The following is a 14,003-nucleotide window of genomic DNA, read 5'->3' as shown; positions in this document are numbered from 1 at the left end:
GCCTAACTTCTTGAAGGAACTGCATACTGAACCACTTTTTTACTTTTTATTTAAACGATCACTTTGCTAATAGCCATTCATCCACGCCGATTCAAGCTGATTACCGTCGGGATCAACGATTTCATAGCCGACCATCACGTCTTCTGGAATACCCATGTCAACTTGGAACGATTGGCCGCCATTTTCTTCTGCAATCTTCGCAAAATTCTTCGCTTCTTCTGGTGTATCGAAGCTAAACGCAATCAATGCACCACTTGTGTTCTTCGTATCCGCAATACGTCTGCCATTCAGAAACTGTTGATAAAACTCATGTTCTAACAACATCACCCAAATCGATTCACTCCAAACCATCCCGCTGCTAGTCTCGTTTGAGAACTCTTCATTTTTGACAAATCCCAACGCTTCATAAAAGGAGGTTGCACGTTTGATATCAGTGACAGGCAAATTTATAAACACCATTTTGTTCGCCATTTTCTTGCCTCTTTTCTTTGATAAGCTGCATTAACGAATCCGCTCTCATTATACCACCTATCAGTTGATTCACAAAACCATCAAACCTTTTCATTTGCTCTTGGTTTCTATCAGCTCACCCAAAAATGTTTTTTTTAAGTAAAAAAAAGGTCTTTGCATGCAAGACCTTTTTGCTTTTCTTACCTATGAAAAAGTAACCAAATACGCATCGCATAGAAGCCATTTTTTCGCTGATCAATTCAACGCAAGCTACTCTACTTTTTTTAATACTCAATACTCAAGTCTTGAATCGATCACGGTAGCTTTCCCACGATAAATTTTTCGATACTCTTTGGGCGTATAACTAGTTGCTTTTTTAAATTTCTTACTAAAATAATTTGGATCATTGAATCCCACTCTGACAGAGATTTCATTGATTGATCGATCACTTGTTGAGATTTCTTTTTTGGCAACTTCAATACGATAAATCATCAAGTACAATGAAAAGGTCATTCCTAAGGTATTCTTGATCAAACGGCTGGTGTGATACCGGCTTAAATGCAGGTGATCTGCTAAAGTGTCTAACGTAATATGTTCTCTATAATTTTCATGAATATAGCGCAATATCTTATGTCTTAAAGAAAGCGAAGGAGAAGCTTCATTGTTGTTCTCGACGTGCAGCAAGGAAATCTGATTGATGGATTGAATCCCCCGGTCTAATGCATAAACAAAATCATTGGTGATCGGTTCCACTAAATAATCGATCAAGCCGTAACGCAACGCTTTTTGAGCGATAGCAAAGCTTTCTACTGCAGAATACAAAATTGCTTTTGCATTCGGGCAAAAAGAGAGCAATTCTTTGTATAATTCAAAACAGTCTCCTTCGCCATCCGCATTGATCACTGCAATTTCAACCGTTTGCTCAAGACATGTTCGCTGAAGCGCTTTTTTCGAATCAACCGTCGGAAGTAAGATGACATTTGGGAAATGACGATCGATCAAACGAATCATATCATTAACTGCTCCTCGCTCATTGCTGTCAATGATCAATAAATTACACACGAATTTTTCTCCTTCGTTTAAAATTTATCTGTTGGTATTTCTCTTTCCATTTATTTCTCTTGAAAATCTATGACCATCCGCCCTTTGATTTGGCCAGAGAGCATTTCATCAAAAATATCATTGATCTCTTCTAACTGACGCATAACAACTTTAGGAACGACTTTTCCTTCAGCTGCAAATTGGAAAGCCTCTGCTAAATCAGTTCGTGTTCCAACAAGAGAGCCAACAATCTTAATACCGTCCAATACAAGCCGCGGAATGTTCAAGTCCATGCTTTCTGGTGGAAGACCGACTGCTACAATCGTACCGCCCGCACGAACGGCATCGACAGCAGAGTTGAAGGCTGCTTTTGAAACAGCAGTTACAACAGCTGCATGTGCGCCACCGGTTGCTTCTTGAATGACTTTCGCTGCATCTTCTTTCGCAGGATTGATCACAAGATCAGCGCCGTGATCTTTTGCAAAGTCCAACTGCTTGTCGTTGATGTCGATCCCAATCACTTTTGCATTGAAGACATTTTTTGCATATTGCAAGGCTAAGTTTCCTAATCCGCCTAAACCATAGATGGCGATCCATTGACCTGGTTTAATATCAGAAACTTTCACCGCTTTATATGTCGTTACGCCTGCACAAGTAATGCTACTGGCTTCAGCAGAACCTAAGTCCTCAGGCACCTTCACTGCATAGTCAGCTACAACGATACACTCTTCAGCCATACCACCATCTACAGAATAGCCGGCATTTCTAACAGAACGACATAATGACTCATTCCCGTTCACACAGTATTCACATGATCCACAGCTTTCATACAACCAAGCAACACTTGCACGGTCACCAATTGCTAGAGAAGTAACATCATCACCGATCGCAACGACTTTACCGATTCCCTCGTGACCAAGTACGATTCCAGACGCATCGCCAAAGTCGCCATCTTTTACATGCAAGTCAGTGTGGCAGACACCGCAACACTCCATTTCTAATAATGCTTCATTCGGACGAAGCGCTCTCAATTCTTTTTCTTCGATTTTTACAACCTTATCTTTTGATACTACAGCTGCTTTCACAAAGACACCTCTTTCAATTCGTTTAAATAAAGAACTTCCTTTTATTTGTGAAGTAATTAACTAACGCATAGAGGTCAGTAATAGCTAGATAAAAGAAAGTTCTCTATCGAGAAGATTACCATAGAAATCATCGGAAAAAGGGGAATATATTGCTTTTTTTCTGTAATCATTTATTAGAAAAAAATAATGAAATAATTCAATTTTTTTTCTTTAATACCGAATTAGATAAAAGATGAAGACGAAAAAATGAGTGAAATCACCGATATAAATAACGATTCTATAATAAAAAATATCAAGAGAGACTTCCACTATCATGTAAACTTTTTTTAAATCATTCCCTATCCTTCTATTTTTTTATCAAGTCGATGATTTGGGATTTATTTTCTTTCAGGCGCTGAATGTCATGTTGGTATTTAACGAGATGTCCCTCGTCAATGTTTTTCTGAAAATTTCCAATCGATGACATTGTGTTTCACTCAGATGACTTTTCCCATCAAAGTACAAGGGTACCCAGCGATAAGCAGCATAAGAAACATCCCACAACCTGCTTCCTGGCCTTACTGTGTCAAAATCAAAAAGACCAAATGGCTCCCCATCCACGATCGTCATATTATACGGAGCAAAATCATTGTGACACATCACTTGTATTGGGCCAGAGTAATCCAACATCCACTGTTCCTCACCAGTTAACCTTTCCAGAAAACCAACACTTCGATCATGAAAATCTCTTAATCGTTCAGCTACTAAACAAAGAACCTCATCTGTATAAAGCTCATCCGGCAATGGCTGATCATATACCTCCCCTGGAACAAAAGAAACTAACTCATGTTCTTCCTGATCAAACCCTAATGGTTTCGGCACATAATTTATCTGCTGATCATGCAAAAAACGTAAAAAGCGTTGAACGTCCTTCGACCATGGAACCTTTGGCCGTCTGACGAACTCCTTTTCGATGATTATTTCTTCTCGTCCAAGATTGTTACTTCTTTCATTCAATGAAACCCCTCCTATTTGTATAGTCGTTTCTTCATTTTATCACAACAAATAGAAGTTTCTTTCCCCTTAGTCAAAAGAAAAAAGCCCTTGAAATCAAGGGCTTTTGCTTCATCTGATAATAAATGATTAACGACGAATTTCTTTGATACGAGCTGCTTTTCCGTGTAATGCACGCAAGTAGTACAATTTTGCACGACGTACTTTACCGTAACGAACAACTTCGATTTGTGCAACACGTGGTGTGTGCAATGGGAAGGTACGTTCAACACCTACACCGTTTGATACTTTACGAACTGTATAAGTTTCGCTGATACCAGCACCGCGGCGTTTGATGACAACACCTTCAAATAACTGGATACGTTCGCGAGTTCCTTCGACAACTTTCGCGTGAACGCGAACAGTGTCCCCAGGACGGAAAGCTGGGATGTCCGTACGTAATTGTTCTTGAGTTAGTTCTTGAATCAATGGATTCATGTTTATCATTCTCCTTATTCCCAAACATTCTTAAAGCATGAAAGCTCCAGCGGAACATCGTAATAGTTGAGTTTACACTCACTGAAACATCTTACCACAGTCGACCATAGGCTGTAAAGAGAATTTTCTTGTCATGGCGCAGAATATAAAAAAAACTGGCACTATTTTAGTTGCCAGCTTTCGCTTCTTCTTCAATTTCTTTTAAAAGTTTCTGCATTTCTGCCGTCAACGGATAATTTTCTAGCATATCAGGTCGGCGCTGATACGTTCGGCGCAATGATTCTTTTAATTGCCACTGCTCGATCAATTTATGATTGCCATTCATCAAAACTTCCGGCACTTTCATGCCTTTGAACGCTGCCGGACGTGTATATTGCGGATGTTCTAATAAACCAGTGGAATGAGAATCGGTTTGTGCGGAGGTTTGATTGCCTAAAACTTCTGGTAATAGCCTGACTGTCGCATCGATCATGACCATTGCCCCCAATTCGCCACCAGTCAAGACGTAATCCCCCAGTGACACTTCATCAGTGACCAATGAACGGATTCGTTCATCATAGCCTTCATAGTGACCGCAAATAAAAACAAGGTGCTCTTCGGTAGAGAATTCTTCCGCCATCTTTTGATCAAAGGGTTTTCCCGCTGGGTCTAATAGGATCACCCGCTTTTTCGTTTCTGGTGCCGCTGCTTCGATCGCTTTGATATTGTCATAGACAGGTTGGACTTTTAATAACATTCCTGCTCCGCCACCATAAGGATAGTCATCCACTGTTTGATGTTTGTTATCGGAATAGTCACGGAAATTAGAGACATTGATTTCTAACAGTCCCTTTTCCCGTGCTTTGCCGATGATCGATTCTCCTAGAGGACCTTCGAACATTCGCGGAAATAGTGTCAACACATCAATTCTCATCGTCTAACAACCCCTCTGGGATTTCCACAGTGACCTGACCATTTTCAAGATCGATCGTGTGGACAACCGACTCGATATAAGGAATCAAGGCATCCTTCTTCCCTTTTCGTTGAACGACCCAAACGTCATTGGCACCTGGTGAAAGGATCTCTTTTACTTTACCAATGATTGTGCCATCTTCTTCGACGACTTCCAGACCAATAATTTCATGGTAGTAAAACTCATTTTCTGCTAGATCCACCAAATCATCCTTGGTAACTTTTAAAATGCCGTTACGAAACGGTTCAACGTCGTTGATGTTGGGATAGCCTTCAAATGTTAACAAATCAAAATTTTTGTGTTTGCGATGACCTGAAACGATCAATGGTAATGGCTCTTTATTTTCACGAAAAAGTGTCAATTCAGCCCCTTTACGGTAGCGTTCTTCTGGAAAATCCGTTTGCGATATCACTCGTACTTCTCCACGGATCCCATGTGTATTGACGATTTTCCCTACGTTTAAATATTCTGTCACGTTCGTTCCCCATTTCTTCTAACTTCTGTTCTATTTTAGCATAGCAAAGTAGCGAATTCTAGCCGTTTCCTAGCGCCCCATGTTTTCCTCAAAATCATCGCGCGAAAAACGCCCCTTCGACGCTTGATCAAAGGGGCATTGTCCTAATATAAGCTTTATTGATTCATAGAAACGGCCATCTTCAATGCCGAACGTGCATCTTGATGTTGCACCGTTCGAAGGGTCTTTTCTTGTTGCCAGACCACGGTAGTTGCTGTATGGTCATTTTTTCCCATATCGATAGTGATTTGACCGACCTCAGGCGCTGGGAGCATAGCTTCTTCCAGATACGCCACCACTTCTTTGGCAACCGGCACAGGATCTTGTTCTTCTTGGTTGACTGCTCGAACAGTCAATGACCAATTTCCTTCTTGCCAGCTCAAATAACTGGAGCCAGCAGCTCCTTGCATATGCCCAGTAATCCCATATCCGAGATCAACGGCTTGTCCGCCATCATCAGCTGTTACATTGACCGCTGCGGCAGCTTCATCCGCTGATTGATACTCTTTTGATTGAAAAGCAGCAATCGGTGTTTCCTCGTTCAAAGCCTTGTCATTGAGAGGCAACTGCTGATCAAGTCCATAATAAAGAATTGAGGCATCGGCTTGGCTGCCAGCTGTGGCTGCATTCAACACTTTACCTGAAGCAAGTGGAATGTCCTTGGGTAAGACAAGATCAGGGAATACCGCTTGTATTTGAGCGTAGATATCTGCAGTACTATTCGTGTTTGAAGAATCCCTAGAAGCCGCCTGACTAGAAGACGTACTTGATTGACTGGTTTCTGATTGACTACTTGCTTGCGTTTGGGTACTTTCCACCATACTCGTCGCTGTTGTTTCGGCACTACTGGCTTGACTTGTTTCTGGTTCCTGTTGATTATTGCAGCCAGCTAAGGCGCCCATCGTCAGCAGCGTAACGAATAATCCTAGTTCTTTTTTCATGATGTTCCCCTCCTTATACAAAGGATACCCCTCAATAAAAAAAATGACAAACAAGTCAGATTGTCTGTCATTTTTTTTGTTGATTTTTTAAAGATTTGTCACCCAATTTTGCAGTGATTGAAAGCCATCCTTGAACCATTGCCAAACTTGATTGGCGATCGTTGATAGGTCGCCCCAACGAAAGTTTTGTGTCCATTGGTTTAATTGCGTCATGATCTCCTCACGATAGACCCAAATTAAAAAGAGCAACAACAAGATCCCTAGCGTTCGCCAAAGAAAAGAACCAATTTTATAAATAAATACGAGAATCAAAAGAACGACGATCCATGCGATTAGTTGAGACATACAAGCACCTCCTTCTTTTGATTATCTCAAAACCACCTTTTTTTGTCCTCCATCTTAAGCATGAATTTTACAAAAAAAGCATTCCTCAAAGAGAAATGCTTTTCATTCTTGCTTATTTACCATCAATGATATTCAAACGAACTTTCTTTGGTCCATTTGTCCGTACACTGTAAACGATCGTTCGAATTGCTTTGGCAACCCGACCTTGTTTACCGATGATACGACCAATATCTTCTGGTGCCACAGTAAGATTATATTCCAAGAAATCATCTGACTCTACCAGCTCAAGCTTGATATCCTCAGGTTTGGTAACAAGTGGTGAAACGATCGTTAAGACTAATTCTTGCAAATCTTTCATCCAAAGTCACCTTATTTCTTAGTGAATTTTGCTTCGTGGTGTTTTTTCATAACGCCTTCTTTAGAAAGGATGTTACGAACTGTATCTGAAGGTTGCGCACCTTTAGATAACCAATCAAGAACTAGATCTTCTTTGATTGTTACTTCAGCTGGGTCTAGTAAAGGATTGTAAGTACCAACTGTTTCGATGAAACGTCCGTCACGAGGAGAACGTGAATCTGCTACGACGATACGGTAAAAAGGTTTCTTTTTAGAACCCATGCGTTTTAAACGAATTTTTACTGCCATTATTTACACCTCCATTGATTTAATCACAAGAGCTAGTTTAACAGGTTTTTCTGGTGGTGTAAAGAGTTTTTTCTTTACAGCTAAAAAAAGTTTCTTCTTTCTTATTTTCTGAGCATGGTTATCTTTTGCCAGAATGGATCAGGACGCGTATCATTAGTGATAGAGAAACTTTTTAAAGTCAAATCGTTTTATTTGCACCATTCACTTACTTTTGGTAAGCTAAAAGAGTAGAAAACAACAAGGAGGAATTTTACATGACAAAAAAAATTGGTTTTATCGTCGGCAGTTTACGGGAAGGATCATTTAATAAACTCGTAGCGAAAAAATTCGCATCATTATTACCAGAAGGTTTTGAAGCATCTTTCATTGAGATCGGCAACTTGCCATTTTACAATGAAGATTTGGAAGTTGAAGGAAAAGTTCCTGCTGAATGGACAGCATTTCGTGAAGCATTAAGCGCCGTTGATGGTGTCTTCTTCTTTACACCAGAATACAATCGCTCTGTTCCTGCAGCGTTGAAAAATGCTTTGGATGTCGGTTCTCGTCCTTATGGTGCGAGCAGCTGGGGTGGTAAACCAGCATTAGTCGTCAGCGTTTCTCCAGGAGCGATCGCCGGCTTTGGTGCAAACCATCACCTACGTCAATCATTAGTCTTTTTGGATATGCCTACTCTGCAACAACCAGAAGCCTATATCGGTGGAATCACCAACTTGATTGATGAAAACAACGAAATCAATCCAGATACAGTAAGCTTCTTTGAAACGATCATTGCAAAATATATTGAACTCTTTCAACGATTCAACTAATCCATGAATCTGTATCAAAAGACCAAGGAACTCAGCGTTGAGTTTCTTGGTCTTTTTTGCGTAGAAAAATAGTTTGTATTTTTTACTCGCTTGCTTGCTCAGCTTTTCGAACATAATGAAGTTCTGTCAGTTCCCCCATCTGTTTTGTTTCAACAAACGTCAAGCGCCTCGCGTAATCCCCTGCTTCAAACAGTGGCTTGCCCTCTCCTAAAAGCACCGGCGCGATTTGAATAAACCATTCATCAATCAGATCCGCTTCTAGTAAGGGTTTTAATAGGGAACCCCCACCCACTACCCATACGTTTTTCTCTTGTTTCAATGCTGAAACAAATGCAACTGGATCCGATGCCACTAAGGTTGCATCCGGCAGCGGTTCTTTTCGGGTATGGGAAAAAACATAATTTGTCGTTTCAGGATACAACGGTCCCTCATCCATCAGTTTTTTCGCTTCTTGATAGGTTTTTCTTCCCATCACGGTCGTGTCGATAGTCGCAAAAAATGCTTCATAGGTCGTTGCAACACCGGTGTCGGTTTGAAACAGCCAGTCCAGTTGATCCTCTAGCCCTGCTAAATAGCCATCTAGGCTGATTGCACCATAAAATATCACTTTTCCCATTAATCTCACTCCTTTATTTTACGATTGCTTCTGACCTTCGACAAACACAAGTAACTAAGTGATCGTTGACCATACCAACCGCTTCCATAAAGGCGTAAATAGTTGTCGTTCCGACAAATTTAAAGCCTCGCTTTTTCAAGTCTTTTGCTAGCTGATCGGAGATTTCCGAATGGGTTGGTACATCGGATTGCTGCTGAAATTCATTGATGATCGGCTCATGATTGACATATCGCCACAAGAATGCAGAGAAACTGCCGTATTCTTGCTGGATTTTTAAAACTTCTTGGGCATTGATGATCGCTGCTTCAATCTTTCGTCGATTGCGAATGATTCCTGGATTCATCATCAGCTCTTCCACTTTTTCTTCCGTATAGTTCGCTACTTTGGTGATTTCAAACTGATCATATGCCGCATCAAAATTTGCCATTTTATTTAAAATCGTTTGCCAGCTCAATCCTGCTTGATTCATATCTAACACCAGTTTTCGAAATAACTGCTGATCCTCATACTCAGGTTTTCCCCAGACCGAATCATGATACTCTTGCATTGCTGGCGTACTGTTGGCCCACTCACATCGCTTCATTGTTCTCATCAGCTCCTTTTTGCTTATTTTATCATAAAAGACTTTACTTCCACTAGTGTACTACGTATACTAGTACACATAAATGAAAGGAGCTGATTTTGTGGTTCGCATTAACAAAGCCAGCAGCAAACCTTATTATGAGCAATTGGTTTTAAGTATCAAAGAAGATATTCTGAACGGTGTTCTAACCGCCGGAGACCAAGTGCCTTCAGTTCGTGAAATGGCCAAGCACCTGTTGATGAATCCAAATACCGTCAGCAAAGCTTACAAAGTATTGGAAAATGAGCAAGTCCTTGTCACCATCAAAGGAAAAGGCACTTTTGTGAAAGTCACCGAGGACTTGCCTCGCGATGAGATTCGGATCTTACAAGTGAAAGAACGTTTGAAAGAATTGATGATTGAAGCACGCCATTTACAGATCAGCATACGCGAGTTGACCGATTGGATGAATGGCTTTGAACAAGAGTTAGGAGGCGACCCACAGTGAAGATCGAACATGTGACCAAGAAAATGGAGCAAACAACTATCATAGAAAACGTGAACTTCTCCTTGGAAAAAGGAGAAATCGTAGGATTGATCGGCCGCAATGGTTCTGGGAAAACCACGTTGTTTCGAACGATCGCTGGACATTATTTATTAGATGATGGCGAAATTTCGATCGATAACCAACGCCTAGATCAGTACCCGCAATTAAAAGAACAACTTTTTTATATTGATGAAAAAGAAAACTTTCTTTCGGCCTACTCTTTGAAAAAGCTCAATCAATTTTATCGGCTTGCTTATCCAAATTTCGATCAAAATCTTTATTTAGAATTGATGCAAAGTCACGGTCTTCCTCTGACGCTTTCCTACCGACGGATGTCAAAAGGTATGCAAGGTCTTTATAAAATGATTCTTGCGATTGCCTCAAATGCGACGTTCTTACTTTTAGATGAACCTTTTGATGGGCTTGATGTGATCGTCCGTAAAAAAGTGATCGGACTATTGCTGGAAAGCCTCAGCGAATCGAATCGTACCGCATTGATCGCTTCTCATAATCTAAATGAATTAGAACATATTATTGATCGTGCCTTGTTGATCAAAGGGAAAACGATTGAAGGAGACTACCGTTTGGAAACGATTCGCGAACAATCTCGCAAACTCCAACTCGTCTTTCGCAGCAAACAGATTCCTCCCCTTATCAAGCAGCACTCCAAGCTGATTCAAAAGCAAGGCCGAGTCTTGACCGCTTTATTTGACAATTACACAGAGGAGCTGGCGGCTGAGATTCAGCAACTTGATCCTTTGGTTTTTGAAGAATTACCTTTGACTTTGGAAGATCTGTTTGAAGCAAATTTACGACAAGAAGCATTGGTGGAAGGATAGAGGTGGAAAACGATGTTAAGCAATTTATTTAAAGAACGCTACGGCAAGCTATTGATCGGCTTTTGCTTTGTCGTGCTCTTCATGTATCTTAGTGCTGGCTGGCAATCACAAAAAGCCTGGCATCAGCAAGAACGCTATTTGGCATCTGAAGAATTTATCAAAGATTTCAACGAAAATCGAGAGTACTATGTCAAAAGCTACAACGGTGAAACCCCGGTTTACTTTGATTCGGCGGCAGAGTACCGCGATGCGGCATTGACGATCAACAAAGAGTACTCTGATGAGATTTATTACAATCACCCTTATATGACTACCATGAACCAATTTGTGATTGTCTTTCTGTTTCTTATAGGCTTTTTGTCCTTTTTTGTCGATGGCCGCACCCATTTCAATCGCTTTTTATTTGCTTTACCCTTTAGCAGAAAGCAGGTCTTTCGCAAGAAAGTGCTTTTTATCGGCTTACCCTTGACGGCTTGTTTAGTGTTGGGTCTGTTAGGTCATATCCTGATCGAATACACGATGATTCCAGCTCGCTATCTCGCTGTGCCGCTTCAAGACGTGCTGCTTTCTGCCCTTAGTACCTTGGCAACGAATCTGCTCGTATTTGCTACAGGCCTCCTGTTGGGCGTTTTGCTGGGGAATTTGTTTACTGGCCTGCTATCGGTGTTCTTCACTATTTCTCTAGGATCAATGGGGTATAGCTTTTTCCAATGTACCCGCGAGTTTTTTAGTTTTGTGTTTCTTGGTCATGGGGATTTTCTGCTTCCTTTTCAAACGTGGATCGATTGGCCGCAAGGATATGTCTACCCTTGGTGGCTGCTGCTCCTTTACCTCGGCTTGAGCGGCTTGCTGATTCTTGCTGCCGAAAAAGTGTTCTCGAAAATTTCTTTAGAAAATGATGGTGATTATTTAACGATCCCTAAATTGCGCGCCCCGGTTTATTGGCTGCTTTCTTTGGGAACCTGGTTCTATCTATCCATGATATCTTATTACCCGTTAGAAATTTTTTACCGTGATCTTTACGAAGGATATGATGTCAGTCTTTGGAATATCGCCCTCCGGCTTGGTTTGTTGCTGGTTGCTTGCTTATTCATCAGTTTGTTGCTTGTCTATCCTAAAGCACTGATGAATTGGTGGTACAAACGAAAAAACAAACAGGTCAGCAATATTTAAAAAAGCGTCCCGGCAACAATTTCTTGTTGTAGGGACGCTTTTATATTTAATGTTTAGGTTTGTCGTCGTCTTTTTTGTCAAAGAAGTCATTTACTTTGCGAGAAACATCATCCGCAAAATCTTCAACCTTATCTTTGGCTTTCCCATATTTATTTTGGGTTTTTCCTTTTAATTCTTCGAAGTCATCTCCTGTAAGTTTCCCTTTTGTTTCGGTTACTTTTCCTTCAATGCGATCTTTGTTTGTCATCGTAAAAAACTCCTTTCATACTTGCTATAAGTTAATAGTAGCATCATTTGACAGAAAGCACGAATGTTCTGCTTCTACTATTTTTACAGGTGCTAGTTTCTTTTGAATCGTGGAAAATTTTTGGCCTTTCATAGATATCATACTCACACGATAAAAAGTGCTTCCCCTTTTAGGAGGCCATAAAAAACATTGCTTGCATAAAAAAACAGGACCGTCGAAGGCTTTGATTCGAGAAGCTGTTCTTGCTGATTCTAGCAAGGAGGTTTCTCTGAGCGCCTTTTTTCGGTCATGTCTTTTGGAATCCTTCGCTAATCAGGTCTTTTACGCAATCCTTTTTAGCATCAGAATTGTTATTTGCGTTTTTTCTTTTTCTTCTTTTGTTTTTTTACCATGCGGTTCATGGCCATTTTTCCAAGTTTCCCTTTGACCCCACCGCCAAACATTTGATCCATGCCAGGAATGTTCATATTCCCTTTACTCATTTGCTGCATCATTTTGCGAGATTCTTTGAATTGTTTGATCATGCGGTTGACTTCGACGACACTGTTTCCAGAACCGGCGGCAATCCGACGACGGCGGCTTGGATTCAACAAATCTGGATTTTCCCGTTCAGCTGGTGTCATAGAATAAACCATGGCTTTTTGCCGAGCAATTTGTTTCGGATCAACTTTGACATTTTCGATACCAGGCATTTGGCTCATTCCCGGAATCATTTTTAAGAGATCTTCAATTGGGCCCATGCCCATGACTTGATCGATCTGTTCGACAAAGTCATTGAAGTCGAAGGAGTTTTCCTTCATTTTTTGAGCAAGTTCTTCTGCTTTTTTCTCGTCGTAATCTTGCTGTGCTTTTTCGATCAAAGTCAGCATATCACCCATACCGAGAATCCGACTAGACATCCGATCTGGATGGAATACTTCAAGGTCGGTCAATTTTTCACCGGTACCAGTGAACTTGATTGGAGCGCCAGTAACTTGACGAATCGACAATGCCGCCCCGCCACGAGTATCACCATCTAGTTTGGTGATGACCACCCCTGTAATCCCCAGTTGTTGATTAAAGCTTTCTGCCACGTTGACAGCATCTTGTCCGGTCATCGCATCAACTACCAGTAAAATTTCATTTGGCTGTGCCAGGTCCTTGATTTGTTTTAGCTCTTCCATCAAGTTTTCATCGATATGCAAACGACCTGCCGTATCGATCAAAACATAGTCATTTTTCTTTTCCCGAGCCAAAGCCAGTCCTTGACGCACAATTTCAACTGGACTGACATCTGTTCCCATATCAAAAACAGGTACATCCAATTGCTGTCCTAATACTTTCAACTGGTCGATCGCGGCTGGACGATACACGTCACCAGCGATCATTAATGGACGTGCGTTTTCGGTTTTGATCAAATGGTTGGCTAATTTTCCAGCAAAGGTGGTTTTCCCTGCCCCTTGCAGACCAGCCATCATGATGATCGTTGGAATCTTCGGTGATTTTTCGATACCAACTGTTTCAGATCCTAATGTTTTAGTTAATTCTTCATCAACGATTTTAACGATCTGTTGCGCTGGAGATAAGCTTTCTAATACTTCTACCCCAACTGCCCGTTCACGAACATTTTTGGTAAACTCTTTTACAACCTGGAGATTGACGTCGGCTTCTAATAAAGCTAGACGAATCTCACGCATCATTTCTTTTACATCTGCTTCAGATACTTTTCCTTTTCTGCGCAGTTTGCTCATTGCCTGCTGGAGGCGTTCAGTTAAACTTTCAAATGCCATT

General features: G+C 41.0%; 19 protein-coding genes. 4 read left to right on the top strand and 15 right to left on the bottom strand.

Going from position 1 to position 14,003, the window contains the following annotated elements; translation table 11 throughout:
• Positions 1-66: 66 nt before the first annotated feature.
• The 11 genes from IGI78_RS04945 to rpsP all read right to left on the bottom strand — a co-directional run bounded on the left by IGI78_RS04945 (position 67) and on the right by rpsP (position 7,443).
• Positions 67-471, bottom strand: coding sequence for a VOC family protein (locus IGI78_RS04945; RefSeq protein ID WP_081118438.1), 405 nt, complete (start codon positions 469-471; stop codon positions 67-69).
• Positions 472-741: 270 nt separating this feature from the next.
• Entirely contained in the window at positions 742-1,461 is a 720-nt protein-coding gene (locus tag IGI78_RS04940) for a helix-turn-helix domain-containing protein (RefSeq protein WP_170920132.1), read from the bottom strand.
• Positions 1,462-1,562: 101 nt separating this feature from the next.
• Entirely contained in the window at positions 1,563-2,576 is a 1,014-nt protein-coding gene (gene adhP / locus IGI78_RS04935) for an alcohol dehydrogenase AdhP (RefSeq protein ID WP_077454243.1), read from the bottom strand.
• 387 nt (positions 2,577-2,963) lie between these two features.
• Entirely contained in the window at positions 2,964-3,572 is a 609-nt protein-coding gene (locus IGI78_RS04930; protein WP_223273021.1) for an aminoglycoside phosphotransferase family protein, read from the bottom strand.
• Between the two features lie 126 nt (positions 3,573-3,698).
• Positions 3,699-4,046 (bottom strand): 50S ribosomal protein L19, encoded by a 348-nt coding sequence (gene rplS / locus IGI78_RS04925; protein ID WP_002357176.1) that lies wholly within the window; start codon positions 4,044-4,046, stop codon positions 3,699-3,701.
• A 166-nt stretch (positions 4,047-4,212) separates the two neighbouring features.
• Positions 4,213-4,959 (bottom strand): tRNA (guanosine(37)-N1)-methyltransferase TrmD, encoded by a 747-nt coding sequence (gene trmD / locus IGI78_RS04920; RefSeq protein WP_077453494.1) that lies wholly within the window; start codon positions 4,957-4,959, stop codon positions 4,213-4,215.
• Complete coding sequence (rimM, locus tag IGI78_RS04915; protein ID WP_081118437.1) at positions 4,949-5,473, bottom strand: ribosome maturation factor RimM; 525 nt, start codon at positions 5,471-5,473, stop codon at positions 4,949-4,951. The genes trmD and rimM overlap by 11 nt, the downstream gene beginning before the upstream one ends.
• Positions 5,474-5,628: 155 nt before the next feature.
• Complete coding sequence (locus IGI78_RS04910; protein ID WP_081118436.1) at positions 5,629-6,453, bottom strand: hypothetical protein; 825 nt, start codon at positions 6,451-6,453, stop codon at positions 5,629-5,631.
• 87 nt (positions 6,454-6,540) lie between these two features.
• Positions 6,541-6,798 carry a hypothetical protein gene (locus tag IGI78_RS04905; RefSeq protein ID WP_081118435.1) on the bottom strand — a complete coding sequence of 86 codons (258 nt, stop codon included), beginning with the start codon at positions 6,796-6,798 and terminating at the stop codon, positions 6,541-6,543.
• 112 nt (positions 6,799-6,910) lie between these two features.
• The gene (locus IGI78_RS04900) at positions 6,911-7,156 is read right to left on the bottom strand and encodes a KH domain-containing protein (protein WP_005228918.1); all 246 of its coding nucleotides are present in this window, start codon (positions 7,154-7,156) and stop codon (positions 6,911-6,913) included.
• An 11-nt stretch (positions 7,157-7,167) separates the two neighbouring features.
• Entirely contained in the window at positions 7,168-7,443 is a 276-nt protein-coding gene (gene rpsP, locus IGI78_RS04895) for a 30S ribosomal protein S16 (protein ID WP_005228917.1), read from the bottom strand.
• A 254-nt stretch (positions 7,444-7,697) separates the two neighbouring features.
• Here rpsP and IGI78_RS04890 point away from each other — a divergent pair, with 254 nt between their 5' ends.
• Complete coding sequence (locus IGI78_RS04890) at positions 7,698-8,249, top strand: NADPH-dependent FMN reductase (RefSeq protein ID WP_016613846.1); 552 nt, start codon at positions 7,698-7,700, stop codon at positions 8,247-8,249.
• Positions 8,250-8,331: 82 nt separating this feature from the next.
• On the opposite strand, the gene IGI78_RS04885 is transcribed toward IGI78_RS04890, so the two are convergent.
• Both IGI78_RS04885 and IGI78_RS04880 read right to left on the bottom strand, forming a co-directional pair.
• The gene (locus tag IGI78_RS04885) at positions 8,332-8,865 is read right to left on the bottom strand and encodes a dihydrofolate reductase family protein (protein ID WP_081118434.1); all 534 of its coding nucleotides are present in this window, start codon (positions 8,863-8,865) and stop codon (positions 8,332-8,334) included.
• 13 nt (positions 8,866-8,878) lie between these two features.
• Complete coding sequence (locus tag IGI78_RS04880; RefSeq protein WP_077453498.1) at positions 8,879-9,448, bottom strand: DNA-3-methyladenine glycosylase I; 570 nt, start codon at positions 9,446-9,448, stop codon at positions 8,879-8,881.
• Positions 9,449-9,548: 100 nt separating this feature from the next.
• Here IGI78_RS04880 and IGI78_RS04875 point away from each other — a divergent pair, with 100 nt between their 5' ends.
• The 3 genes from IGI78_RS04875 to IGI78_RS04865 are packed head-to-tail and all read left to right on the top strand — an operon-like array spanning position 9,549 to position 11,986.
• On the top strand, positions 9,549-9,935 hold the full coding sequence (locus IGI78_RS04875) for a GntR family transcriptional regulator (protein WP_170920129.1): 387 nt from the start codon (positions 9,549-9,551) through the stop codon (positions 9,933-9,935).
• Complete coding sequence (locus tag IGI78_RS04870; protein ID WP_081118433.1) at positions 9,932-10,813, top strand: ABC transporter ATP-binding protein; 882 nt, start codon at positions 9,932-9,934, stop codon at positions 10,811-10,813. The genes IGI78_RS04875 and IGI78_RS04870 overlap by 4 nt, the downstream gene beginning before the upstream one ends.
• A gap of 12 nt (positions 10,814-10,825) precedes the next feature.
• Positions 10,826-11,986, top strand: a complete 1,161-nt coding sequence (locus IGI78_RS04865; RefSeq protein ID WP_081118432.1) for an ABC transporter permease — start codon at positions 10,826-10,828, stop codon at positions 11,984-11,986.
• Between the two features lie 46 nt (positions 11,987-12,032).
• Here the strand turns inward: IGI78_RS04865 and IGI78_RS04860 are convergent, their stop codons facing one another.
• Together IGI78_RS04860 and ffh are read right to left on the bottom strand one after the other, a co-directional pair.
• Positions 12,033-12,233 (bottom strand): CsbD family protein, encoded by a 201-nt coding sequence (locus tag IGI78_RS04860; protein WP_081118431.1) that lies wholly within the window; start codon positions 12,231-12,233, stop codon positions 12,033-12,035.
• Between the two features lie 350 nt (positions 12,234-12,583).
• On the bottom strand, positions 12,584-14,002 hold the full coding sequence (gene ffh / locus IGI78_RS04855) for a signal recognition particle protein (RefSeq protein ID WP_005228902.1): 1,419 nt from the start codon (positions 14,000-14,002) through the stop codon (positions 12,584-12,586).
• Position 14,003 lies beyond the last annotated feature (1 nt).

Origin of the sequence: Enterococcus sp. DIV1767, assembly GCF_050542585.1 — a bacterium.
GTDB classification, from domain to species: Bacteria; Bacillota; Bacilli; order Lactobacillales; family Enterococcaceae; genus Enterococcus_D; species Enterococcus_D innesii.
The sequence above is the reverse complement of the archived record's forward strand: the minus strand, read 5'-3'. Positions and strand labels throughout refer to the sequence as shown.

What these genes read in the sequence shown, in the direction of transcription:
- IGI78_RS04885 (WP_081118434.1), bottom strand. Translation starts at nt 8,865, where the DNA reads ATGGGAAAAGTGATATTTTATGGTGCAATCAGCCTAGATGGCTATTTA.
- trmD (WP_077453494.1), bottom strand. Translation starts at nt 4,959, where the DNA reads ATGAGAATTGATGTGTTGACACTATTTCCGCGAATGTTCGAAGGTCCT.
- IGI78_RS04900 (WP_005228918.1), bottom strand. Translation starts at nt 7,156, where the DNA reads ATGAAAGATTTGCAAGAATTAGTCTTAACGATCGTTTCACCACTTGTT.
- IGI78_RS04860 (WP_081118431.1), bottom strand. Translation starts at nt 12,233, where the DNA reads ATGACAAACAAAGATCGCATTGAAGGAAAAGTAACCGAAACAAAAGGG.
- IGI78_RS04945 (WP_081118438.1), bottom strand. Translation starts at nt 471, where the DNA reads ATGGCGAACAAAATGGTGTTTATAAATTTGCCTGTCACTGATATCAAA.
- IGI78_RS04905 (WP_081118435.1), bottom strand. Translation starts at nt 6,798, where the DNA reads ATGTCTCAACTAATCGCATGGATCGTCGTTCTTTTGATTCTCGTATTT.
- rplS (WP_002357176.1), bottom strand. Translation starts at nt 4,046, where the DNA reads ATGAATCCATTGATTCAAGAACTAACTCAAGAACAATTACGTACGGAC.
- IGI78_RS04865 (WP_081118432.1), top strand. Translation starts at nt 10,826, where the DNA reads ATGTTAAGCAATTTATTTAAAGAACGCTACGGCAAGCTATTGATCGGC.
- IGI78_RS04910 (WP_081118436.1), bottom strand. Translation starts at nt 6,453, where the DNA reads ATGAAAAAAGAACTAGGATTATTCGTTACGCTGCTGACGATGGGCGCC.
- IGI78_RS04880 (WP_077453498.1), bottom strand. Translation starts at nt 9,448, where the DNA reads ATGAAGCGATGTGAGTGGGCCAACAGTACGCCAGCAATGCAAGAGTAT.
- rpsP (WP_005228917.1), bottom strand. Translation starts at nt 7,443, where the DNA reads ATGGCAGTAAAAATTCGTTTAAAACGCATGGGTTCTAAAAAGAAACCT.
- ffh (WP_005228902.1), bottom strand. Translation starts at nt 14,002, where the DNA reads ATGGCATTTGAAAGTTTAACTGAACGCCTCCAGCAGGCAATGAGCAAA.
- IGI78_RS04890 (WP_016613846.1), top strand. Translation starts at nt 7,698, where the DNA reads ATGACAAAAAAAATTGGTTTTATCGTCGGCAGTTTACGGGAAGGATCA.
- IGI78_RS04940 (WP_170920132.1), bottom strand. Translation starts at nt 1,461, where the DNA reads ATGATTCGTTTGATCGATCGTCATTTCCCAAATGTCATCTTACTTCCG.